Genomic DNA, 22,464 nt, shown 5'->3' on the forward strand with positions numbered 1-22,464 from the left:
AACCCACACTTTACTTTTATCACAAATGCACAAATTATTGGCTCGGCTAATGCTTACGCTGATCGCGTGTCGCCAATAGCTTATGCTTACGCCGGAGCTTCAGTATAGGCGCACCACATTCGCTTTTTAAGGGCAGAAGACTAAATATATTAGTAAATTAAAGAAGCAAAGAGGCGACTGGTAAGGATGTTGTGTACTTAAGTGACTTATATCAGAATTACAGAATGTTCGAATTGGTTTTAGAAGTATCTAAAGTTGCATGTTCGTCCGCCGCGGCGGACAAACAGCCCTTTAGCTGACTGGGATTTAGAGCAGGAAATTACCTAAATTCCCAATAGTTCAAACCTGCTATTTTGTCGCTGCCTGATTGAAAGCACATAATTCCCACTCGTAAAAGCTTCCAGCATTTGTGGTAAAATAAGTGATCTGACATTTAGTGAAGTAAACACAATTTAAAATCGGAATTCACTATTCACAAAGAGCTGTTGTCAAGTCGGATTAAAAATGCAAAACACAAGTTTTAATTTTCGTATTTTTACATTCAAATTCAAAAACTATGGGATGTTCCTCGTGTAGCAGCGGAGGTGGTACACCACGCGGCTGTAAAAATAATGGGACCTGTAGTTCTGGTGGATGTAATAAACTAGGTGTATTCGATTGGTTGGCAAACATGCAACTTCCAGCTGGTCAGGCGCCTTATGATATACTTGAAATTCGCTTTAAAAATAGTCGCAAGACATTTTATAGAAATGCGAAAAACCTCTCACTGCAAGTCGGTGATGTGGTAGCAGTGGAAGCAAGTCCGGGTTATGATATCGGAGTTGTTTCCGTAATAGGTGAATTAGCCAGAATTCAGGTCAAAAAGAAATCTCCGGGTTTAAAACCTATGGAGACCAAAAAGATTTTGCGTATCGCAAATCAGGATGATATTGATAAATGGGTTCAGGCCCGCGCTCTGGAGTCTGAAGTAATGTTTCAGGCCCGCACTTTAGCCGTAAATATTGGTTTGGAAATGAAAATCTCTGATGTAGAATACCAGGGAGATTTAACAAAAGCCACTTTTTATTACACAGCTGAAGGGCGTGTGGATTTTCGCCAGTTAATCAAGGACATGGCCGATAAATTCAAAATCCGTATCGAAATGCGCCAGATCGGTTCGAGACAGGAAGCTCAGCGATTGGGCGGGATCGGTTCATGCGGAAGAGAATTATGCTGCTCAACCTGGTTAACGGATTTCCGTTCTGTTTCCACTTCTGCGGCTCGTTACCAGCAATTATCCTTAAATCCGCAGAAATTAGCTGGACAATGCGGGAAATTGAAATGCTGTTTGAATTACGAATTGGATATGTACCTGGATGCAATTAAATCTTTTCCAAGTACAGATGTAAAAATACAAACAGAAAAAGGAACTGCTTTTCATATTAAGACCGATGTTTTCAAAAGACAGTTGTGGTATATGTATGAAGGTGAAGCTTCCATTGGTGTTGGTTTGGTAGCTCTAAGCCCTGAACGCGTTCAGGATATCATCAAGTTGAATAAGACCGGTAAAAAACCTGCCGATCTGAAAGATTTTGACACACATGTTCAGGTTGCCCGCAAAGAACCGGATTACGACAATGTCGTTGGTCAGGATTCCTTGAACCGTTTCGATAATACTTTCAGTAAGAATAAGAAACGCAAAAAGAAAAAACCGGGTAGCCCACGCATGGAAGGTGAAGGGGTAAGTACAGCACCTAAACCCGCTCAGAAACAAAATAAACCGCAGCCAAACAGGCCGCAGCAGAACAGACCGCAGCCACAAATCAAAGCGGCTGAAGGTACTGCGGAAAATGCGCCGCAAGCTCAGGCAAATCCGAATAAAAAGAAAAATAATCGTCGCAGACCGCCACGTAAAAATACAGGAGGAAATGAAGGCACTGAAAAATAGCTGGATATTGGTTTTATTGGTTTTCCTCTGCGCTTGTGGGGACACACCGCTTTATAACAAATCTTATTCTTTTAAGAATAATTCCTGGGAACAGGATGTAAAGCCGGTGTTTAAAGTCAATATTCCGGATACAACTTCTTTCTATACCATTCAGATCACACTTCGCACAACAACAGATTACGCATACAACAATCTGTGGTTTTTTATTCATTCCAAGACACCGCTCGGCCAGGTTGGAAGAGAGCCTGTGGAAATAAAAATTGCTAACCCGGACGGATCCTGGATAGGTGAAACTTCGGGAACAATTGTAGAAAACACAGTTTATTTCAGACACCGTAAATTTCCTCAAAAGGGGAATTATGTGTTTACCTTCGAGCAGGGTATTACCGAGAAGAGTGCAAAAAATGTGATGGATATCAGCTATGCTGTTACCAAAGATCCAAATCAGAAATAAATCTATGGAAATCAAAGTCATCAACAAATCGAATAATGAGTTGCCGCACTATGCAACCATGGATTCTGCCGGACTGGATATCCGTGCTTTTTTGAACGAGCCAATCACATTAAAACCCCTGGAACGCAGATTGATCCCAACGGGTCTTTACCTGGAAATTCCAAGTGGTTTTGAAGTTCAGATCAGGCCAAGGAGTGGATTCGCATTCAAGCAGGGCGTGACCGTATTGAATTCCCCCGGGACCATTGATGCGGATTACCGCGGTGAGATTGGCGTGTTGTTGATTAACCTGTCAAATGAAGACATAATCATCGAAAGTGGTGAACGCGTAGCTCAAATGGTTGTAGCACCTTTTGTACAGGCACAATTAAAAGAAACAAATGAACTTTCGGAAACCAATCGCGGAGCAGGCGGTTTCGGAAGTACAGGAAAAAATTAAATCATATTATGAAAGTTATCGTTCCAATGGCGGGGCGTGGTAGCCGGTTAAGACCACATACGCTGACAGTTCCAAAACCGCTTGTACCTGTCGGTGGAAAACCTATTGTACATCGCCTGGTGGAAGACATTGCTGCTCTGTGCAGCGAACCCATCGATGAAATTGGTTTTGTAATCGGTGACTTTGGTCCTGAAATCGAAGCTGAATTAATTAAAGTCGCTGAAAAATTAGGCGCAAAAGGAAGTATCTTTTACCAGGATAAGCCACTTGGAACGGCACATGCTGTTCTGTGTGCCGAGAAATTGCTGGAGGGTCCGGTTGTTGTTGCATTTGCAGATACTTTGTTCCGTGCAAACTTCAAAATCGATCCGGAAGCGGATGGTATTTTATGGGTGAAGCAAATTGAAGATCCAAGCAATTTTGGAGTTGTTAAACTCAACGACAAAGGTGAGATCATTGACTTCGTTGAAAAACCGAGAGATTTCGTTTCGGATTTAGCCATGATCGGGATTTACTATTTCAAGGACGGTATTGCTTTGAGAGACGAATTAAACTTTTTGGTAGAAAACGGTATCATAAAGAGCGGCGAATACCAACTTCCCGATGCATTGCGCAGATTAACGGAAAAAGGAAAGCGCTTTAAACCGGGAGAAGTGGATGAATGGCTCGATTGCGGAAATAAAGAAGTTACGGTTATTACGAATCAACGGGTTTTGGAATACGACCAGGAAAAAGGCCTTGACCTGGTGGATGAGTCTGCGAAAGTGTTGAATTCGATCATTATTCCCCCGTGTTATATCGGGAAGGATGTGATTCTTGAAAACTCAGTCGTTGGTCCTCATGTTTCGCTTGGAAAAGGGTCTATGGTTACCAACTCGATTATTAAAAACAGTATTTTACAACAATACTCCATTATCATCGATGCGAATTTAAAAGACTCCATGTTGGGTTCACATTCCAAATACAAAGGTTTGGCTCGAGATTTGAGCTTAAGCGATTACTCAATAATTAGCTGATGAAATATTTCCTTTACGTCTGTGCTTTGGTTCTGGTTTTCACTTCGTGTGGAACAAAAAAAGTGGTTTCCGAAAAAACGAATTCGCAAGCTGATTTAATGTACATCCAGACTTTTCACAGTGCTATGCGCTATAAAGTAAAGGGACAAACGAATAATGCAATCCAGGCTTTCGATTCCTGCCTTCAGATCAGGCCCACAGACGATGCTGCTGCCTTTGGATTGAGTCAATGTTATTTACAATTGGACAATAAAACAAAAGCAGCCGAATATACGGAACTGGCTTCCAAACTTGATCCCAATAACATTTGGTACACTCAAGAGTTGGGTTACATGTATTACAACCAGGGAAAATTTGTTGAATCTGAAAAGTGTTTTGCAAAAATGGTTGCGGCCCAGCCGAATAATGTTGACTGGTTATTTGCACATTCCGAGATCCTGAAACGTTTGGGACGTCAGAACGATGCAATTAACTCATTGAATAAAATGGAGGATCAGTTGGGAGTTCTGCCCGATCTGTCTATTCAAAAATTTGAATTGTACCTATCATTAAAACAAGATGAAAAAGCAATTCATGAACTTCAAAAAGCTCGGGAGGTCTACCCGGATGATTTAGGTTTGATCGGAACTTTGGTAGATTATTATTTTTCAAAGAAGGAAATTTCCAAAGCCCAATCTATGCTGGTCGAGCTGGTAAAAAATGATCCCACAAATACCAAAGCACAGTTGGCATTGGGTGATTTGTATTACCGTCAAATGAACAAGCCGGAAGCTTATAAGTATTTTAAAGCCGCCTTCCAGGGGACAAGTATTGATATCGATACCAAAATGTCCATATTATTGGAGATGTATGAAAAACAGGTTGTCATTGATAAAGAATTAATTGAACTCGCTGACCTGCTGATCGAGAGTTATCCGAATGATGCGAAAGGCTATTCCGTTAAAGGTGATTTGCTGCTTAGAAATAACCAGAAAGAAGAGGCACTGACAGCTTATAAAAACGCTTTGAAATTTGAAGAGAATAAATTCCCGATCTGGGACCAGGTCCTGATGCTGGAATATGAGCTGCTGAAATTTGAGGATCTGTATAAAGATGCACGTGCATGCAGTGCATTGTTTCCAACCATTTCCAGTGTACAGTTACTGTATACAATTGCTTGTGTCCAACTGGACCGTTTCCAGGAAGCTATTGATGCTGCCGATATCGGGAAAGAACTGGTGGTAAATGACCCGGCAACGGAATCTGAATTTTATGCCCAAAAAGGCGATGCATTATTCGGTTTGAAAAGATACAGGGAAGGATCCGAATCTTATGACAAGGCTTTAGCGATTTATCCTACTAATCTGCTGACGAAAAACAATTATGCCATGCGCCTGGCACTTGCCAATATGGATTTGCCAAAAGCCGAGAAACTGATCAATGAAGTTCTTGAAAGCAAACCTGGCCAGGCACCCTACCTGGATACCAAAGGACTTGTTTTATTCAAACAGGGTAAATTCAAAGAAGCCCTGGCAGAGTTTGCAAAAGCAGATGAATTAGTCAAAGAAAATAAAAATTACACAGAGCACCTGGGTGACGCCTTTTTTAAACTTGGCGACACCGTAAAAGCGCTCGAATTATGGAAAAAAGCTCTTTCACTTGGATCAAAAAATAAATCACTCACGAAAAAAATTCAATCAAAAACGTATGTCGATCCGGAATATTAAATGGTTTGGGCTTGCTTTATTGGTGGTTCTGGGATCCTGTGCCAGGAGACCGGCTCCCGATAAACCGATGAAACTCGAAAAACGAAAAACAAACGAGTTACTCCATGCAATGGACAGCCTTTCCGGGATTCGTCCAAATTCGTTTTATACAAAAATCAAATGTCATTTTTCCGATACCAATAGAAGAATCAGTTTTAAAACTTCTATTCGTTCAATCAGAGACAGTATCATCAATCCGATAATCACTTATGCAGGAATTCCCATCGTAAATTCCATCATCAGACGCGACTCGCTGTTTATCTCCAACCGGAAAGACAAATGCGCTATTCGAACCACGATGAGTTACATCAAAGAATCGTTTGGTGTGGATTTCGATTACCGGAATATTGAAGAATTACTGCTGGGCCTCCCGGTAGCATATGATACGACCCAAAAATATTTCCAGATCAACGATCCTTATAATTACATTATTTCCTCCCACCGGAAAAGGATTATTAAAAAGGAAAATAAAAACAAACAGCACGACCGGGACAATAATCTCAATTTCCGGAAAGATCGAAATAATGGGAATGACGAAAGCGAGAACAATGTCATGATCCGTTATTACATTCATCCTTCCTTAAAAAGTATCAGTCGCCTGGTTATTGACAGCCCGGAAGACACCACACATATTTCCGTCGATTATATCGACCGCGATACCGTAGGCACTTACCTGCTTCCAAAAGAAATGATCATCGATATTGTAACGGCGAGGAATCATATCGTTCTAACAATGGATTATGATAAGACAGAAGTAAACACCCCGCAGGAAATTTATTTTGTAATACCGGAAGAATATGGTGACTGTAATTCTGAAAAATAGCCTGTTTATAGTACTGTTAATTAGTACCGGCGTTGTTTGGTCACAAAAGAAAAGTGATCAGCTTCAAGCTGAACAAAACAAGCTGGAGAAGAAACTTTCGACTACGAAATCCTTATTGGATAAAGTAAAAAAAGGAACAGAATCTTCTTTGAATGAATTAAAGTTAATTGAAAATCAAGTTAAAAACCGGGAGCTGCTGGTGCGGAATTTTGACAATCAAATCCGCAGTGCCGAGCTAACCATTTCTTCAAAAGCAGATCAAATCCAGGAACTTGAAAAAAAATTGATCCGCCTGAAAGAGCAATACAAAAAACTGCTTATTTATGCCTATAAGCATCGGAACAAATCAGCAAAAATGATGTATGTTTTTTCCTCTTCGAATTATTTCGAAGCAGTGAAAAGAACTTCCTACCTGAAACGGCTTTCGGAAATCCAGCAAAAACAATTCAAGGTCATTCTTCAAAACGAAAAAACGATTCACAAGGAAATCAGAACAATTAAGCAGGAAAAAGATCACAAAAAACAATTGCTGGAGGAAAAAATTGTTGAGAAACAGCAGATAGAAAAAGACAAATCTGCCAAGCAGCTTGCCCTTGAAAAATTGCGCAAAGATGAAAATTCATTGATGGCGGAGTTAAGGGAACAGGAGCGCCAAAAAGCAGAATTGAAACGCCGTATCAAGCTGGCTATTGAAAAAGAAATTGCAGAGGCTGAAGCAAAGGCAAAAAAAGAAGCAGAAAAAAAAGCATCCCTTGCTTCCAAAAACACAAGCTCCTCACCTGCAAAAACCACAACGAGCGCTACTCCTGCAAAAAAGGAAGTTGCTTTCACAGATACCAAGGAAAACATTGCACTGGGTAAAAGTTTTGAATCTAACCGCGGTAAGTTGCCTTGGCCGGTATCAAAAGGCTCCATCACGGAAAGCTATGGAAAAAATGCCCATCCTACTTTGCCCAATGTGTATACCAATAATAATGGCGTTGACATCGGCGCACCTAAAAATTCGCAAGTCCGTGCGGTATTTGACGGAGAAGTAACCAGTGTTTTAAATATTCCCGGTGCCGGAAAAGTCGTTATCATAAAACATGGTGCGTACAGAACGGTTTATAGCAATTTGCAGGAGGCTTACGTTTCTGTCGGCGATAAGGTAAGTTCCAAACAATCTATCGGGTCATTACTTGCAGATGAAGAAGGAAATCTTTCGACATCTCATTTCGAAATTCACCAGGTTGTGGAAGGAACCGTGCAGCGCATCAATCCGACCTTGTGGCTGGCTCAATAAGGAATTAGCAAGATTTATTATGAATTATCAAGACAGGTTCTAATCTTGGTAATTGCTTCATTTATAATTGAGCAGTACGGTTTTCCGCAACTACCTTAAATTAAGTGGCAATAAGCGCCACTTTTTTCCCGTAGTGATTACTTAGCTTCGTCAAAAAAAACGATGAGAGCTCAAATTATCTTCCTGTTACTGTTGCTGTTTGCAGTGAGTTCATGTACTATTGAAAAACAACTTTATTCCAGGGGATTTCATGTGGAATTTCATAAACGCCAGCCCCCGGCTGACTCACATAATACCAATACCAATCAGCTTATAACTGAAATTCCGGAAACCGGTGAGATAATAAGGTCTCAGGATTCTATCATTGATACTTCCATACTTAAAGAAAAGCAAGAGGACATAATTCCTCCGCCAATGGATGAGAAAGTCATTCCGGCCATTAAAGTGGTTTCCAGGAAGTCAAAAATTAAAACCGTTTCTAACAGGATTCGAACCCATATTTCCATTCACACACATTTTTCCGAATCATTAATGAGCAAATCATTAAAAAAAGATTCGAAAAAACGTTCCGAAAAAAGAGACATAGATATTGATTGGGAAGAAGTTGCAACTTGGGCTCTTTTCGTCGGTGGGCTCATCGCATTAGGTTTTTTCCTGGCCCCCGGAGCCAATTTTGGCGTAATCCTGCTCGGGATTGTTGCAGTACTTGCCGTCATAATCTTAGTGGTATTTTTAATTTCCCGTGCATTCGGAAATTACCAATACTGGTTCTGGAGTGGGCGCTAACAGCTAAACTGATTGCTCATAAACGCACTCTATTCTCGTTCAGAATTCACAAATTCCAAATGAAATGTTAATTGGTTCATTTAATGTCTTTTATGAATATTTTTTCAATTTTTTAGAGTACTTTTGCACCTGCGTAAGAGAATCACTATTTGATTCAAAAATAAATTTTGTAATAGTGTTGGTGTAATGAACAACTTTATCTCCTTAACTCTCCTGGTTAGTCTATTGGCATTTTCTACATTCGGGCAATCCGGTCCTGCCGGTGTCGGAACTTCTGCGACCAATGTTTTATGGTTAAAAGCAGATGCCGGTACAAGCACTTCCACAAACGGCTCTCCAATTGCTTCGTGGAATGATCAATCCGGAAACGGTGTTGTATTGGGCCAGAGCAATACGTCACAACAACCTTTATTTGTAAGTTCCCTTATGAACGGGCTTCCTGCAATTGAATTCGACAATAATAACGGCACCGGGCAAAACGATTTTTTTTCAGCACCGGACAATCCCATTTTTGACAATACAAGCGGTTACAGTTTCTTCACGGTTACACGCATGAAAGGATTTGGAAATGCCCAGTCTATTATCAGTAAGCGAGTTAACTTTGGTAACGAAGAGGCTTTCATGATCTTCTTTTATTCTGCAAATGAACTCACCATTGATATTGATAATGATAACAACCGGTTTTCCAGCAATACCGCAAATAATATTAATACCAATAAAATTTACGATGTTTTCTATGATGGGACATTGACTTCGACTCAACGAACCTCCATTTATGATGAAGAGCAATTACTCATTACTTCTGCAGAAAGCAGTTCGATTATCCCTGACAAAAATTCTCAGTTAACCGTCGGAGCCACTCATGTTGGTGATCCCAGATCTTTCAATGGCTATATCTCCGAAATCATCATGTACCGTACAAAAGTAAATGATGCGCAGCGAATCATAATCAATAACCATCTGTCGGCGAAATACGATATTGCTTTAAGCTCAAACGATTTTTATGCAGGTGATAATCCGGCAAACGGAAATTACGACCGGAATATTTCAGGTGTCGGAAGAGATGCATCAGGTGGTTCGAATCCCCAATTCGATCCGTCAACTTGTGCCGGAATGGGAATTCAATCGGTTTCCGGTTTGGATAATACGGACTACATTCTTGCCGGACATGCCTCACCGGCAAACAGTGAAGTCACAACAGATGTTGTCGGCATAAGCGGAACAAATGTTTCACGCTGGCAGCGTATCTGGTACATTGATATAACCAATACAGGCACCGCAACTACCGCGAATCTGACTTTCGATATGAGCGATGCCGGAATGGCGGGTGTTAATCTCGGTGTGACTTCAAATTACATACTGGTTTACCGTTCCGGACAAACGGGATTCTGGACAGAAATTGCAGCAGCAAGCTCCATTGCCGGAGATCAGATCGTATTCTCAAACCAAAGTCTAACACAGGATGGTTACTATACTTTGGCCACCAAAGATTTTACTGTGAGTCCGCTGCCGGTTGAATTAGTTTATTTTGATGCTGCTTTGACGAACGGGCAGGTTGCTTTAACCTGGCAAACAGCAAGCGAATTCAACAGCAGTTATTTTGATGTGTTGAGATCGGATGATGCCAAAAACTGGTCAAGCATCGGAACAGTGGCAGCCGGCGGAACTTCTCAAACAAGTCTTGATTATTCTCTTTTGGATCAATCTCCCTTACCGGGCGTTTCATACTACCGTTTAAAACAAGTTGACTCAAACGGATCCTTCGACTTATCGGAAATTCAATCTGTAAACAACAGCCGTAAAGTGAACCAGGTAAAAATTTACCCGAATCCTGCGGACAAAGGTTTGGTGACCGTTGCTTCTGATGAACCGATTACAGATCTTATTGTTTTCAATGCTTTAGGAAAAGTGGTTTTCGAAAAGAAACTTGATTCGGATGACACCTATCTGCTCGACACGCAATCCTTTGAATCCGGAATGTACTGGATCAACCTGAACGGGGAGAACTACAAACTGATTGTTCGGTGAATTATAAATGGTTTAATTATCAAGGGAATAGAGTAATAAAGATCCCCTTGATAATTTATAATTGATCATTTTTAATTTTGTTTATATTCTGATTCCAACCACACAAATATCATCCACCTGTTCTTGCTTTCCCTTCCAGTTATTGTAATTCAAAAGCAACTCTGTTCGCTGTTTCTGTAATTCGAAATCACAGATCGAGGTAAGTAGATTCCGGAATCGTTGTCTGTTGAATTTTTTTACATTTTCTCCCCCGAACTGGTCCGTATACCCATCCGAAAAAAGGTAAAACTGATCTCCTTCCTGTAAGCCGAAGTGAATCGTTTCAAACTCTTTTGATTCTTTTGAAGCATGTCCTATTGAATCCAGGCCTTTTTTAAATTCTATTAATTCGCCCTCTCTTACAAGAACCAATGGCCTTCCTGCACCGCAAAATGATCCTTTCATTTGAGTGAGGTTGAACTTACAAAACACCAGATCCATCCCATCTCTGGTTGTACCTTCCGTTAAATGCTCATTGAACAAACTGGTCAATTCAAGATCCAATAATGCAACAATTTTTGCGGGATCCGACAAGCCCTCCAGCCGGATAATTTGTCGTAGCAGGGCATTCCCCGCAATATTCACCATTGCTCCGGGGACACCATGTCCCGTACAATCGCCAACAGCAAAATACACCTCATCGTGGTGTTGGAAAATCCAATAGAAATCACCGCTTACAATATCCTTTGGCTGAAAAATAACAAAAGCGTCCGAAAATATATTTTGGAAGACCCGCTCATTTGGCAAAATACTTCGCTGTAAACTTCCTGCATAACGCATACTTTCATGCAAAGTTTTAGCTTGTTGTTCCAAATAAGTAATTCGACTGGCAAGTTCTCCTGAAACCAAATTGGGTTCTGATAACTGAACTTGCTCTTCCAAAACGAGCGTATTCATCGTGTAAAAAATAAAATTGAAAAACTGATTGTTTGTTGAAGGATTTTCAGAGGATCAACAACCTCCATCGCTAGTTAGACCCTACAGAAACGGGTCATCATTCGCATACGCCAAATGGGATGGAACGAAAAAATTTGATATGTGGAAATGAATTTCACGAAACAAAACTAATCAATTTTTGAATGGATCTGCTTTTCGACCGGATTAATTATTCTATGGGATAACTGATCGATTGGTCTTTTTGCGAATTTGTCCTCATAAAAATCCGATTTCCTGGAGTGCCGATTTTAGTTTTTCAAGACCAAATTCCGTTTCCAGTTCTTCCAATCTGTATGCAGGTCTATGGCTCAATTTCAGGACCAGATCAATTTTATCAGCCAAAGGCAAAACAGGATCCCAAACCTCACAATGTTTTTCCAGGACAGGGATTCCAAGGAGTTCCCTCGTAGCAATACATGGTTTTCCGGAAAGCAAAGCACGAATTACTTTCAGTTTGATTCCGCTCGTTTTGAATCCTATCAGTAAATGGACGGAGCAACTGCGCATGAGCTCATTCAAATCGGAATCATTCGGGTTTGCAATGCATTCCCAGCCCTGAGACTGAATTTTTTTGATTAAATGGGCACTTGGATTCTTGCCTGCAATTACTACCGGAATTTCCAATTTTTTACGCCTGTTTTCGCGAATTACCGCATCGATTGCCTCCTGGTTTTCCGGAACGGATAAATTTCCGTGAAAAAGAACAAATGTCTTTCCTTCTGCCGGTTCAAGAATCAGATCCGCATCGATCGTGACAGGTAAATAACTTGCCTGAAAACCCAATTGATTGTAATAATCCCGGTCATTTTCCGAGATACATAAAAGCGGAACCTTTTTCAATTTGTTTTCGTGCTTTCGAAGTTTCCGGGATTCCAAACCAAAGAACAAACGCTCGGAGACCGTTTTTGCATCCTTCGCCAAATCACGGTAATACTGCCACTCGATATTGTGCATCCGGACAGCTACTTGTTTCTGATTTTTGATTAATTCGTCCACCCAAAAAGCACAATGCTGTCCTTCCAGTAAAACCGGACCTCCATTTGCCAATAGGCGGCTTAAAAGCATTTCAGAGTTCCTGCTTTTCACAATGTAGGGCAGATTCGAAAAAGCAGATTTCACCCCGTTTTTCCGATCGTAATAATAAACCTCATTTGCAATATCAGAGAAGTCGTGGTTTCTCCCCCTACCGTATTCGTAACAATGAAGAATCACGGAATACCCCAAATTCTTTAATCCCTTCGCTCTCAGATAAACATCCAGAACACCGCCATAATCGGGCGGAAACGGTACATCGAAGGAAACGATATGGATTTGCTTATTCATGAACTTTCGGATAGAATTCGTTTAACTGCTGTACTTCTACTTCCCAATTTTCTTTGCCGGCTGCAATTTTACAATTGCTTTTCCAGGATGCTATCAACTCCGGATTATTGAGAATCGATTGAATTTGATTTGCAAGGTGCTCAGGTTCAAAATCCGTCACAATTTCGCCTACTTCATATTCTTTAACCAGCTTCGAAACCTCCACCAGGTTTGAACAAATAACGGGTGTAGAAGTATGAATATAATCGAAGATCTTGTTTGGTAAGGAAAATAAATAATTGGGATTAGTAGGCTGGTCGAAACTTAAACCCAGATCAGCCTGTTGTGTAAATTGGAGTAATTCCCGGTAAGGACGTTTACCGAAGAAAAGCACCAAATCCTGCCATTTCTCAATTTCTACCAGTCTTTGCATTTCGGGAATAATATCGCCACCGCCCACGATGATCAGAACAGTATTCTCCAAAAAAGGAATCATGCGGATCGCTTCTTCCACTCCCCTGTCGACATTCAATCCGGCGCCCTGCATAATCAGGACATGTTTTCCCTCAGGAATACCGAGTTCTTTTTTTGACCGGATGACAGTCGGATTCCAGAGAGGAGAAACATTCCGGACCACCTTCAGCTCTACTCCATATTTTTCCCGGTATTTCCGGGCAATCGAATGATTAACAGTACTTACATATCGGAGTTTAGGGAATATAAATCGCTCGATGCGTTCCCAGACCGCTTTAACTTTTGGCCTGCTGATTAACTCCGGAACCTCTGTAAAATATTCATGTGAATCGTAAACCAATTTCTTCCTTTTCAGCTTGGAAACCAGGTAATTTGGGAGAAGTGTGTCCAGGTCATTTGCCACCAGGATGTCGGATGAACGAAACAGGAGAAACCAGAACAGCCGGAAATTGAACCAGGCATAGAACAGTGCTCCTTTTTCAAAAAACATCCTGAATCGTTTAGTGCGGTAGCTCCGGTATTCCATTTCCTGGCTTGACCGGAGTTTTCGTCCTACCAACAAGACATCATATCCCCGACTTTCAATAAATGAACATACTTTATGAACACGCTGATCGGTGTTCAAATCATTGATAACGCTAACGATAACGGTTGGTTTCTTCAATCTATAGTTTTACGATTCGTGCAATGCGCTGAATAGTTCCGTCCGAGATTCGAATGTGATAGCTGCCCTTTGCAACCTTATTCAAATCGAAGATTACTTCACTACCAGTGATGTTCTTTTGAGTTTGGATGATTTTGCCGGTCATATCCATAAGTTCAAGTGAGATCGTTCCGCTTTCAATCCCGGAAAGATTCACTCTGACTTCATCAAATGCCGGGTTCGGATAAATTACAACCGCATCCAGGTGATTTTGCTCGATTCCCAATGAATTTGAAAGGATGATGTTATAATCCTCCACTTCCCCGTAATTGGTAACTCCGCAAGGAGTTATCGGACCCTCTCCTCCCTGTTCTGCGTTAAAAACAATACGAGTGCGCATTTTGACTATTCCCGTTACTGCACCTGCAGGAACTGTAAAATTGAACACCAGGGATGAACCGGATGTTATCGATACAAAAGCGATTCGCTCATCTGCATCATCAAAATCGAAATCACTGTTGAAATCAATCCATGCAGCAATCTCATCACCAATATAGGCGCTTCCGGGAGCATCGCCTGTTATTTGCGGAATAATCGCAATGTCGTAGGATTGACCTTTGATCAAAGTGGTGCTTAAATTATAATCTGTATAGTTGGTGCACTCACTTTCGTTATTGATTGTTTCCAGGATTACTTTTTGGATAAATTCATCACAATAGGTAGATGTTGCCGTGCATGGAGCTGTTGCTGTTGTCACGAAAATGTAATCTGTTTTCAATTCAACATCAGAACCCGCCGCATTTGAAACAGTCAATTCAACGGTATAATTTCCCGCAGTTGAAAAAGTTACCTGCGGATTTTGTGACGATGCGCTTGTTCCACCGGTGTATGCCCAGCCATTTGCAGGTGTAATTTGCCACGCCCAACTGGTGGGGTTTCCCGTAGAAAGATCTGTGAATTGGGATGTTCCTCCCACACTAACAGTTGTTGGGTTTGCACTAAATTGAGCTACGGGTGCATTTGGCGCAACAGTACATGGAGCTGACCTTCCAGGCAAAAAAGTTACTCCTGTATTGTTCGGATCCAGCCAGGGTTTTAACTGCGCATTTGGAGTCGTGCCGTTTTGGTCCCAATCGAAATAAAACTTTCCATACAAATCATGCTTATCCGGGCCGGTTCCTGCTCCTGCTCCATTAGCAACACAAGCGGAAGCACCGCCGGAAAGCTGTCCGACTATTCGCCCCAAAGCATTAAATACAGGTGAGCCGGAGGATCCTCCCTCTGTAACTCCATGACCATTTGCAGTTGTTGACCAGAAAACTTTCCAATGGGCATTCGGGGCCCCGCCATTATATGTTTCGCTTGTTAATGCCTGCGTATAAGTAGATATTTTCTTAGCACTTCCGGCAGGATGATGGATTCCCACACCACTTGCGGAAGCATAGTTTGTTCTGTCCCAACCCGCGTAAAACGCTTCGTATGAAGCCGGAGGCTGAGAGCTTAATTCAACCAAATAAAAATCAGAGCCCGCAACCTGGTATGGCTGCGGAGGATTATTTAAGGTCCCATTTCCCGAAGAAGCCCGCACGGTACCTCCTGTCATTGTTTTCGTTCCTTTTGAAGGGTCATTGTAATTTGCCGTACCGGGTGCACAAGTGTTTTTTTGATATTTCCAGTACCAAACCCATGTTGCAATGGATTGGCCCGCTACCCTTTCACCGCAATGCCAGGCAGTGAGAATATAGGGCTTACAATCAGCTGCAGTATTGTTGATAGTAGAAGCAGAACAAACATACGTAGACGTTCCATCATTAAAAGTATAGTGAACAACAGACTTGATCTGATTGTTCCAGGTATTTCCCTCCGAACAGGCAACATCTACTTCACAGCTCCCGGCCTTTGCGTGAACAGACTCCTCTGCAATAAATGCATTTACATGTTCCTCCACTCCACGGTAGAAATAAACCACTTCACTGATATTGAAAACCGGAGTTTCCTGAACCCACGATGGGGCACTGTATTCCAAATACAACTTCTCTCCCTGAACCATTTCCATAGCCTGAAAATCATCCGTCGCAGAAGTATAAGCTCCCAGAATTTGTTTCCCGTTCTCATTATATGCAAACAACTTTCCGCCTGCCGGGATTTGGACAGCTTCTGAAAAATACAAGCCAAGGGCTAGCGCATCTTTTCCTGAAATAACCAGCCTCCAAACTTTCGTACCATTGGAGAGTAAAGTCCAGGTTCCGGAATTATTTATGGTAATTGAAACAGGAACATTCAGACCTACACGATAAGCTCCTTTTGGGTCATTTGCCAGATCGACTGTTTTTGCTGCTGCAATATCGGGTTTGCTCAGTGTGTAAACGGGTGGGGAATATTGAAATGGAGCACTGCCCGCAGTAGTCACTTTTTGTAACCCTACCGGAAGACCTCCTTCGCTGAGCTGTGCAATTAATGCTGTATTAAGAGACATGAAAATGCCAAGCATTAAAAGATATTTTAGCATTGTGCTTATATTTATGTGTAGTTTTCTCAAAATTACACTCTTTTAACACAAGAAACCAACTTGAAAACGCTTTTTTATAGAAGTTTGTCGTTATGGATAAGGTATTAGTTATCGAAGACGAGCAAAGTTTGCTTGAGATGATTCAATTTAACCTGGAACTGGAGGGATATTCCGTGACCACAATTAACAATGGCAGGGAGGCCCTGGCAATGAAAAATCAGTTGGATAACTACGATCTTGTTATCCTGGACGTCATGTTGCCGGAAGTAAGCGGCCTGGATATTTGCCGGGCGTACAGAGAAGTTTCCACAGTTCCGATTATTTTTATTTCTGCCAAAGGAAACACAATTGACCGGGTTGCCGGGTTGAAATTAGGAGCAAATGACTATTTACCGAAACCTTTTGATTTGGAAGAATTCATTTTGCGTTGTTCGGTTTTGGTTCAGCCAAATAAAAAACAAATGGTACTTCCTTCGGAGATAAAAATCGGGAACTACCGCGTATTACCCGCATCATTTGAAGTGGAAAATATGATTTCCGGCGAAAAACAGGAACTGAGTAAACGCGAAATGGAACTGATCCAATTGTTTTACCTGAAAAAAGATCAGGTCGTTTCCCGCGATGAAATTCTCACCACTTTGTGGACCAACGATCAATTTCCAACCGGGCGAACGATCGATAATTACATTTTGAGTTTCCGGAAACTATTTGAAGAGGATCCGAAGAATCCCCAGTTTTTTCATTCCATCCGCGGTGTCGGATATAAATTTACCTTACTTGATTAATCCTATCTTTGCAACATGGTTGTAGAACTTGACAGAGAAATAACAGAAGAAAAAAAATTGCGGTACGACAAAGCCTATTTAAGAATGGCCCAAACCTGGGCAGAATTGTCGCATTGTGAACGTAAAAAAGTTGGAGCGCTCATTGTACGTGATGGGAGAATTATTTCCGACGGATATAATGGAACACCGGCAGGTTTTCCGAATTGCTGTGAAGATCAACAGGGAAACACGGAATGGTATGTGTTGCATGCAGAAGCAAATGCAATCCTGAAAGTGGCCCGCTCTACAAATGATTGCAGTGGTGCTACACTTTTTATTACCTTGTCGCCATGTAAAGATTGCAGTAAGCTGGTTTTGCAAGCCGGAATTAAAAGAGTTGTTTATATGATGGAGTATAAAGATACCACTGGCGTTGATTTCCTCAAAAGCGCGGGTGTTGAAGTTGTTCACATCGCAGACCCAAACTAAATGAATAGAAAATACGCCTTTGTTTATCCTGTTTTATTAATGATTTTCTTAGTCATTGGTTTATTGCTGGGAGCCCGATTAAATCAACCCGCACCTCAGCAGAATTCAGGAAACTATTCCAAAATGCAGGAAATTATCAATTTGCTGGATCGGGAATATGTGGACTCCATTGAAAGTAAAAAGTTGTTCGAAAAGACAATTTCCGATATGCTTCATGAATTAGATCCGCATTCAAATTACATTCCATACGAAGACCTAAAGGCCGTAAATGAGCAAATTGACGGGAAATTCGGTGGAATTGGAATCCGTTTTTCGATCATTCGCGATACTTTGTGTGTAACGAACGTTATTCCGAATTCTCCCTCACAAGGATCAGGAGTTTTGGCAGGAGATAAAATCCTGATGATCGACGGAAAAAGCATTGCGGGTAAGAAAATTAAAAATGAAGATGTATTGGGTAAGCTAAAAGGGGATCCCGATACAAAAGTTAAAATTCAGCTTTACCGGAATAAAAAGAAGATAGAGAAAACGCTCGTTCGCGGAATTATTCCAATTCCTTCCATTGTTTGTTCACAGATGCTGGATGAAAAAACGGGATATATTCGCTTAGAAAGTTTCTCTGTTTCAAGTTCGGATGAATTTCATTACGCCGCATCAAAATTGAAGGCGAAGGGAATGAAAAAACTGATCTTCGATTTGAGAGATAATGGCGGAGGTGTTCTGGATGGCGCAGCTAAGATCGCTGATGAATTTTTACCGGAAGGCAGAAAAATCGTAATCATTAAAGGAAAAAAATACCTGAACACTACACGCTACGCAAGAGCAGGAGGACTGTTGGAAAAGATGCCGCTTGTTATTTTGATCAACGAAAACTCTGCTTCCGCATCTGAAATTGTTGCCGGTGCTATTCAGGATAACGACCGGGGAACGATCATCGGCCGGAGGTCATTTGGAAAAGGATTGGTTCAGCAGGATTTCTCCCTTTCAGATAAAAGTGATGTGCGCTTAACCATTGCAAGATATTACACTCCTTCAGGACGCTGTATTCAAAAACCGTTTGGGAAAAGTTACGAAGATTACTACCACAGCAACGAACAAAGAAGAGATAACGGAGAATATTTTGCCCCGGATTCTTCTGTTTTTAAGAATTCAAATAAATTCAGAACACTTAAAGGAAGAACTGTTTATGATGGCGGAGGAATTATGCCGGATATATTTGTTCCCTTAGACACTTCGAATTCCACGATCTATTACCTCACGCTTCGTTATTCCGGAGCATTTCAGCAGGTTGCTTTTGATTTTGTAGCGAACAAACGAAATTCCTGGTCATCAATCCAGGAGTTTAATGCCAAATTCAATCCTTCGAAGCCGCTTCTTCAAAAGCTGATTGCAGAAGGCAAAAAATTGGATGTTCCGTTTAATGCCAGCGATTTTACACGCAGTGAAGAATTGATCAAACAAGTGATGAAAGCAGAGATAGCACGTCAATTATTTATTGAAGAAGGATACTTTTTTATCGTTGCTTCTTACGACAAGGAGGTTCAAAAAGCACTTGCATTTCTGAAAAATTCAGGTAAATAAAATATAACGATCTCATGTGTGTCCCTCCGTTCAGGCTATGAATTGGGGGACATACTTGTTTTAAAGAAGGCCAATTGCTCAAAAAATAGTATTTTCAATGCATCAATCACATGTCAATGAAGTATCTCCGATTAGGTGCTGTAAAAAAAGAAAATCCGAATCTTCAATTTCCGCTTTCTGAAGATCAAAAAGAGGAATTCCTGGAAACATTCAAAAAACTTTTCCCGGATGCTACAGAAATTGACCGGACACAATTTTTGAGTGTCTGTTCAAATCCTAAAGGAATCATTTTTGCTTCATGGACAGAGGAAAACTCCGGTTTGATCAATACCTTAAAAACGGGGAAATTCACGGAGCTTTTTATCGATTCTTCGAAACTCCGGGAACACGCATTATTTGAAGAATACAGGACATTCATCGAACTTTACTTGTTTCCGATCTTCACCGATCAGTTTTCCAGTCTTTCGGAAGAGAATATTCATTTTTTCATGAGCTATTCCGTCCTATTGCCGGACTACCAGCAGAATTTGGTCCAGGATTCCTTGTCGGACTGGATCTTCAAACAAAAGGAAGAACTGGATGTGACTCTTAACAAAGCGAAAAAAGACACTGATCTTCACCGCTTGACAGATACGTTCTTAAGCCCGAATATGTTAAGTGCTTTGGACTTATTGAATGTAAATCATTACCGCGTTAAAACCCAATTGCTGGAGTTTTTCATGAGCCTGGCTTACCATCCGAAAAGTTCCACGCGTTTCCTCACCTACCTGAGTGGTAAATTAGCAACAATCAGGTTTACTGAAGAGCACAGGAAGCAATTAAGCAATTTCGGAGCAGATGTAAAAAAAGGCAAAATTGTAGTAGAATCGACTCGTGTATCCTGGCTCCGGCTGAGCTTGATCATTCTTATTTTACTTGTGTGCGTATCGGGAATCATCGCACTTTTTTTTGTTGAAGCTGATCCGGAAACAGATACGATGCAGGAGCAAACGGCTTACATGGAATTTAGTAAGGAAGAACGGCTTAAACTGGATTCAATGATCACCGAAATCAAAAGTGAAGAACGCATGGTTGAGGACGCGCAACTGGATTCTAACCTCCCCTTTGTTGGTGTTGACCTGGTCAAAAAACGCGACTGGAACAATGAGCTTTTCGGGAAATTATATAAACACTGGGGGAATAATGATTCTGTTCCGTACACCACTTTCTTCACTCAGGGAAAACCGGCAGGTAAGCCATATATTAAAACCAGGGATCTTGACCGGAAAACCGGGGAAATTACTGCAGAATTGCACAATGAAACGACAATGATGGTGTTATTGGTCGTTTTTCAGAATAACAAAAAAGAACCTGTCTATACCGAATATGTGGAAGCAAAATCAGTGGCCGAATGGAAAATAAATATCGGTGATTATTTGTTCGTGCTCCCGGGTAATAAAGCTTCTTCCGATCCTGCATTCGGAGAACTTCCGTTTAAGGAGCTGGACCAGCATTTCTTTGAAAATCTGGGGATTTCCTACCGTGTTGATTATTTCAACGGCAAGCGGATCAAACTGGTTTGGGAAAACCTGGGGAACAATGAATCGTATCTGGTGGATTTGTCGGGTGTTTTGATAAAAGAATAGACTTCGGTTGCCATTGACGCTTCGGTCAAGGTTTTCAACGCTCAGTCGCCCTTAAAAATTTCCTATGGTACAAAATGTAGTAAGCATAGTCGAAGACAACTTTTTGAACAAAAAGAAGAGAGACCGGAAATAAGCCTCTCTTCACACGCTACCTAACTAAACCTAACTACTACTACTTATACTCTTCTAACGCAGGTAATATCGTTTTGGTACATGTGAAAAGTGTAATTAACGTCTTTTAACTAATCCTATAGGGGAGTAGAACATTAAACCAGGATCTTAAAATTTTGATATTCTTCCATTTACCAGATCTTGTCCCGAAAGTGTAAAATTGTAAGAGAATAAAATGAAGGGGAGTTTTGAAGTTACTAAAAACAACAAGAGAGAAACGGGCGTTTCTCTCTTGTTCCAACCTAAACTACTACTACTTATGAAAACTAACCTCTAACCTCATTACAAATAACGTACCAAAGTATTTTATCTGTTTCTGCTGTTAGCGTATACAAAGATAACGGACGCATTTCGATTTTGTTTCATAATAAAGTTCTTTTTAACATTATTTGCCAAACGTGATTTTTAGCGAAATGGGCATGTAAGATAAGATTTCATGTATCTTTGACGTCGAATTATAATATTTCCTCTCTGAAGGCATGAAAGTTATCGATCATTTAAACGCAGCGAAAGACACGCTATTTTCTTTTGAAATTCTCCCTCCGTTAAAAGGAGCGAATATTCAATCTATTTACGATGGAATTGATCCCTTGATGGAATTCAAACCGAAATACATCAACGTAACCTATCATCGTGAAGAATTCATCTACAAAGAACGCGAGAAAGGTCTCCTTGAAAAGATCGCAATCCGCAAAAGACCGGGAACGGTTGGTATCTGTGCAGCTATCATGAACAAGTATGATATAGATGCAGTTCCTCATTTAATTTGCGGCGGATTCTCGCGGGAAGAAACCGAAAACGCTTTGATCGATTTGCAGTTCCTGGGAATTGACAATGTATTGGCTTTGCGCGGTGACTCCATCAAAACGGAATCTACTTTCAAACCGGATCCGGAAGGACACAAATACGCAGTTGAGCTGATCAACCAGATCTCGGAAATGAATAAGGGAAATTATTTGGTGGATGATATTCAATTGGCCCCAACTGATTTTTGTATCGGTGCAGCAGGTTATCCTGAAAAGCATTTTGAAGCAATGAACCTGAGTACGGATTTGCATTATTTGAAAGCAAAGGTGGACGCAGGAGCAGAATACATTGTTACCCAAATGTTTTTTAACAACCAAAAATATTTTGAATTTGTAGACGCTTGCCGTGCTATTGGAATTACAGTTCCGATCATTCCGGGGATTAAACCGATCACAACTTTGAACCATATTTCTTTCTTACCGAAAGTGTTTCACATCGACCTTCCAGAAGAACTGAGCAAGGACCTGATCAAATGCAAAACCAATAAAGAAGTCTTCGAGGTCGGTGTTGCATGGGGAATCCATCAGTCACAGGAACTTAAAAAGGCAAAAGTGCCTGTCATCCATTATTATACTATGTCAACCTCTGAAAGCGTCAAAACGATTGCAGAGAAAATATTCTAAC

18 protein-coding genes are annotated in these 22,464 nt (G+C 41.0%); 14 read left to right on the forward strand and 4 right to left on the reverse strand.

What is annotated here, in order from left to right; all coding sequences use genetic code 11:
- The first annotated feature begins 556 nt into the window (after window positions 1–556).
- The 9 genes from ricT (at window position 557) to K0S23_RS17705 (ending at window position 10,500) form a co-directional block, all read left to right on the forward strand.
- Window positions 557–1,927, forward strand: a complete 1,371-nt coding sequence (gene ricT, locus K0S23_RS17665) for a regulatory iron-sulfur-containing complex subunit RicT (protein WP_300360121.1) — start codon at window positions 557–559, stop codon at window positions 1,925–1,927.
- Window positions 1,908–2,381: a gliding motility lipoprotein GldH gene (locus K0S23_RS17670; protein ID WP_300360122.1), complete on the forward strand. Its 474-nt coding sequence runs from the start codon at window positions 1,908–1,910 to the stop codon at window positions 2,379–2,381. The genes ricT and K0S23_RS17670 overlap by 20 nt, the downstream gene beginning before the upstream one ends.
- A 4-nt stretch (window positions 2,382–2,385) precedes the next feature.
- Window positions 2,386–2,820 carry a dUTP diphosphatase gene (dut, locus tag K0S23_RS17675; protein ID WP_300360124.1) on the forward strand — a complete coding sequence of 145 codons (435 nt, stop codon included), beginning with the start codon at window positions 2,386–2,388 and terminating at the stop codon, window positions 2,818–2,820.
- An 8-nt stretch (window positions 2,821–2,828) separates the two neighbouring features.
- Window positions 2,829–3,836 carry a sugar phosphate nucleotidyltransferase gene (locus K0S23_RS17680; protein WP_300360126.1) on the forward strand — a complete coding sequence of 336 codons (1,008 nt, stop codon included), beginning with the start codon at window positions 2,829–2,831 and terminating at the stop codon, window positions 3,834–3,836.
- On the forward strand, window positions 3,836–5,542 hold the full coding sequence (locus K0S23_RS17685; RefSeq protein ID WP_300360127.1) for a tetratricopeptide repeat protein: 1,707 nt from the start codon (window positions 3,836–3,838) through the stop codon (window positions 5,540–5,542). The genes K0S23_RS17680 and K0S23_RS17685 overlap by 1 nt, the downstream gene beginning before the upstream one ends.
- Window positions 5,523–6,404, forward strand: a complete 882-nt coding sequence (locus K0S23_RS17690) for a DUF4292 domain-containing protein (RefSeq protein WP_300360128.1) — start codon at window positions 5,523–5,525, stop codon at window positions 6,402–6,404. Before K0S23_RS17685 ends, K0S23_RS17690 begins: the two co-directional genes overlap by 20 nt.
- Window positions 6,379–7,686, forward strand: coding sequence for a peptidoglycan DD-metalloendopeptidase family protein (locus K0S23_RS17695; protein ID WP_300360129.1), 1,308 nt, complete (start codon window positions 6,379–6,381; stop codon window positions 7,684–7,686). The genes K0S23_RS17690 and K0S23_RS17695 overlap by 26 nt, the downstream gene beginning before the upstream one ends.
- Window positions 7,687–7,848: 162 nt before the next feature.
- A complete protein-coding gene (locus K0S23_RS17700) occupies window positions 7,849–8,472 on the forward strand; it encodes a hypothetical protein (protein WP_300360131.1) in 624 nt (207 codons plus the stop codon).
- Window positions 8,473–8,658: 186 nt separating this feature from the next.
- The gene (locus K0S23_RS17705; RefSeq protein WP_300360146.1) at window positions 8,659–10,500 is read left to right on the forward strand and encodes a T9SS type A sorting domain-containing protein; all 1,842 of its coding nucleotides are present in this window, start codon (window positions 8,659–8,661) and stop codon (window positions 10,498–10,500) included.
- A gap of 81 nt (window positions 10,501–10,581) precedes the next feature.
- On the opposite strand, the gene K0S23_RS17710 is transcribed toward K0S23_RS17705, so the two are convergent.
- The 4 genes from K0S23_RS17710 to K0S23_RS17725 form a co-directional block, all read right to left on the reverse strand.
- Entirely contained in the window at window positions 10,582–11,436 is an 855-nt protein-coding gene (locus tag K0S23_RS17710; protein WP_300360147.1) for a SpoIIE family protein phosphatase, read from the reverse strand.
- 255 nt (window positions 11,437–11,691) lie between these two features.
- Window positions 11,692–12,798, reverse strand: a complete 1,107-nt coding sequence (locus K0S23_RS17715) for a glycosyltransferase (protein ID WP_300360148.1) — start codon at window positions 12,796–12,798, stop codon at window positions 11,692–11,694.
- Entirely contained in the window at window positions 12,791–13,915 is a 1,125-nt protein-coding gene (locus tag K0S23_RS17720; RefSeq protein WP_300360150.1) for a glycosyltransferase, read from the reverse strand. Before K0S23_RS17720 ends, K0S23_RS17715 begins: the two co-directional genes overlap by 8 nt.
- A gap of 1 nt (window position 13,916) precedes the next feature.
- Window positions 13,917–16,403 carry a GEVED domain-containing protein gene (locus K0S23_RS17725; protein ID WP_300360151.1) on the reverse strand — a complete coding sequence of 829 codons (2,487 nt, stop codon included), beginning with the start codon at window positions 16,401–16,403 and terminating at the stop codon, window positions 13,917–13,919.
- A 92-nt stretch (window positions 16,404–16,495) separates the two neighbouring features.
- Between K0S23_RS17725 and K0S23_RS17730 the strand changes: the two genes are divergently transcribed.
- The 5 genes from K0S23_RS17730 to metF all read left to right on the forward strand — a co-directional run bounded on the left by K0S23_RS17730 (window position 16,496) and on the right by metF (window position 22,463).
- On the forward strand, window positions 16,496–17,188 hold the full coding sequence (locus tag K0S23_RS17730; RefSeq protein ID WP_300360152.1) for a response regulator transcription factor: 693 nt from the start codon (window positions 16,496–16,498) through the stop codon (window positions 17,186–17,188).
- A 15-nt stretch (window positions 17,189–17,203) separates the two neighbouring features.
- Window positions 17,204–17,656 (forward strand): dCMP deaminase family protein, encoded by a 453-nt coding sequence (locus tag K0S23_RS17735; RefSeq protein ID WP_300360154.1) that lies wholly within the window; start codon window positions 17,204–17,206, stop codon window positions 17,654–17,656.
- Window positions 17,657–19,237 carry a S41 family peptidase gene (locus K0S23_RS17740; RefSeq protein ID WP_300360156.1) on the forward strand — a complete coding sequence of 527 codons (1,581 nt, stop codon included), beginning with the start codon at window positions 17,657–17,659 and terminating at the stop codon, window positions 19,235–19,237.
- A gap of 116 nt (window positions 19,238–19,353) precedes the next feature.
- Window positions 19,354–20,862, forward strand: coding sequence for a hypothetical protein (locus tag K0S23_RS17745; RefSeq protein WP_300360157.1), 1,509 nt, complete (start codon window positions 19,354–19,356; stop codon window positions 20,860–20,862).
- Window positions 20,863–21,512: 650 nt separating this feature from the next.
- Entirely contained in the window at window positions 21,513–22,463 is a 951-nt protein-coding gene (metF, locus tag K0S23_RS17750; protein ID WP_300360158.1) for a methylenetetrahydrofolate reductase [NAD(P)H], read from the forward strand.
- Window position 22,464: the final 1 nt, after the last annotated feature.

It is taken from the genome of Fluviicola sp. (assembly GCF_029266855.1).
In the GTDB taxonomy this organism is placed as follows: Bacteria; Bacteroidota; Bacteroidia; order Flavobacteriales_D; family Crocinitomicaceae; genus Fluviicola.

Coding starts and splice junctions, on each gene's coding strand:
- K0S23_RS17680 (WP_300360126.1), top strand. CDS start 2,829: ATGAAAGTTATCGTTCCAATGGCGGGGCGTGGTAGCCGGTTAAGACCA.
- metF (WP_300360158.1), top strand. CDS start 21,513: ATGAAAGTTATCGATCATTTAAACGCAGCGAAAGACACGCTATTTTCT.
- ricT (WP_300360121.1), top strand. CDS start 557: ATGGGATGTTCCTCGTGTAGCAGCGGAGGTGGTACACCACGCGGCTGT.
- K0S23_RS17685 (WP_300360127.1), top strand. CDS start 3,836: ATGAAATATTTCCTTTACGTCTGTGCTTTGGTTCTGGTTTTCACTTCG.
- K0S23_RS17715 (WP_300360148.1), bottom strand. CDS start 12,798: ATGAATAAGCAAATCCATATCGTTTCCTTCGATGTACCGTTTCCGCCC.
- K0S23_RS17700 (WP_300360131.1), top strand. CDS start 7,849: ATGAGAGCTCAAATTATCTTCCTGTTACTGTTGCTGTTTGCAGTGAGT.
- K0S23_RS17735 (WP_300360154.1), top strand. CDS start 17,204: ATGGTTGTAGAACTTGACAGAGAAATAACAGAAGAAAAAAAATTGCGG.
- K0S23_RS17730 (WP_300360152.1), top strand. CDS start 16,496: ATGGATAAGGTATTAGTTATCGAAGACGAGCAAAGTTTGCTTGAGATG.
- K0S23_RS17695 (WP_300360129.1), top strand. CDS start 6,379: ATGGTGACTGTAATTCTGAAAAATAGCCTGTTTATAGTACTGTTAATT.
- K0S23_RS17710 (WP_300360147.1), bottom strand. CDS start 11,436: ATGAATACGCTCGTTTTGGAAGAGCAAGTTCAGTTATCAGAACCCAAT.
- dut (WP_300360124.1), top strand. CDS start 2,386: ATGGAAATCAAAGTCATCAACAAATCGAATAATGAGTTGCCGCACTAT.
- K0S23_RS17690 (WP_300360128.1), top strand. CDS start 5,523: ATGTCGATCCGGAATATTAAATGGTTTGGGCTTGCTTTATTGGTGGTT.
- K0S23_RS17725 (WP_300360151.1), bottom strand. CDS start 16,403: ATGCTAAAATATCTTTTAATGCTTGGCATTTTCATGTCTCTTAATACA.
- K0S23_RS17705 (WP_300360146.1), top strand. CDS start 8,659: ATGAACAACTTTATCTCCTTAACTCTCCTGGTTAGTCTATTGGCATTT.
- K0S23_RS17670 (WP_300360122.1), top strand. CDS start 1,908: ATGAAGGCACTGAAAAATAGCTGGATATTGGTTTTATTGGTTTTCCTC.
- K0S23_RS17740 (WP_300360156.1), top strand. CDS start 17,657: ATGAATAGAAAATACGCCTTTGTTTATCCTGTTTTATTAATGATTTTC.
- K0S23_RS17745 (WP_300360157.1), top strand. CDS start 19,354: ATGAAGTATCTCCGATTAGGTGCTGTAAAAAAAGAAAATCCGAATCTT.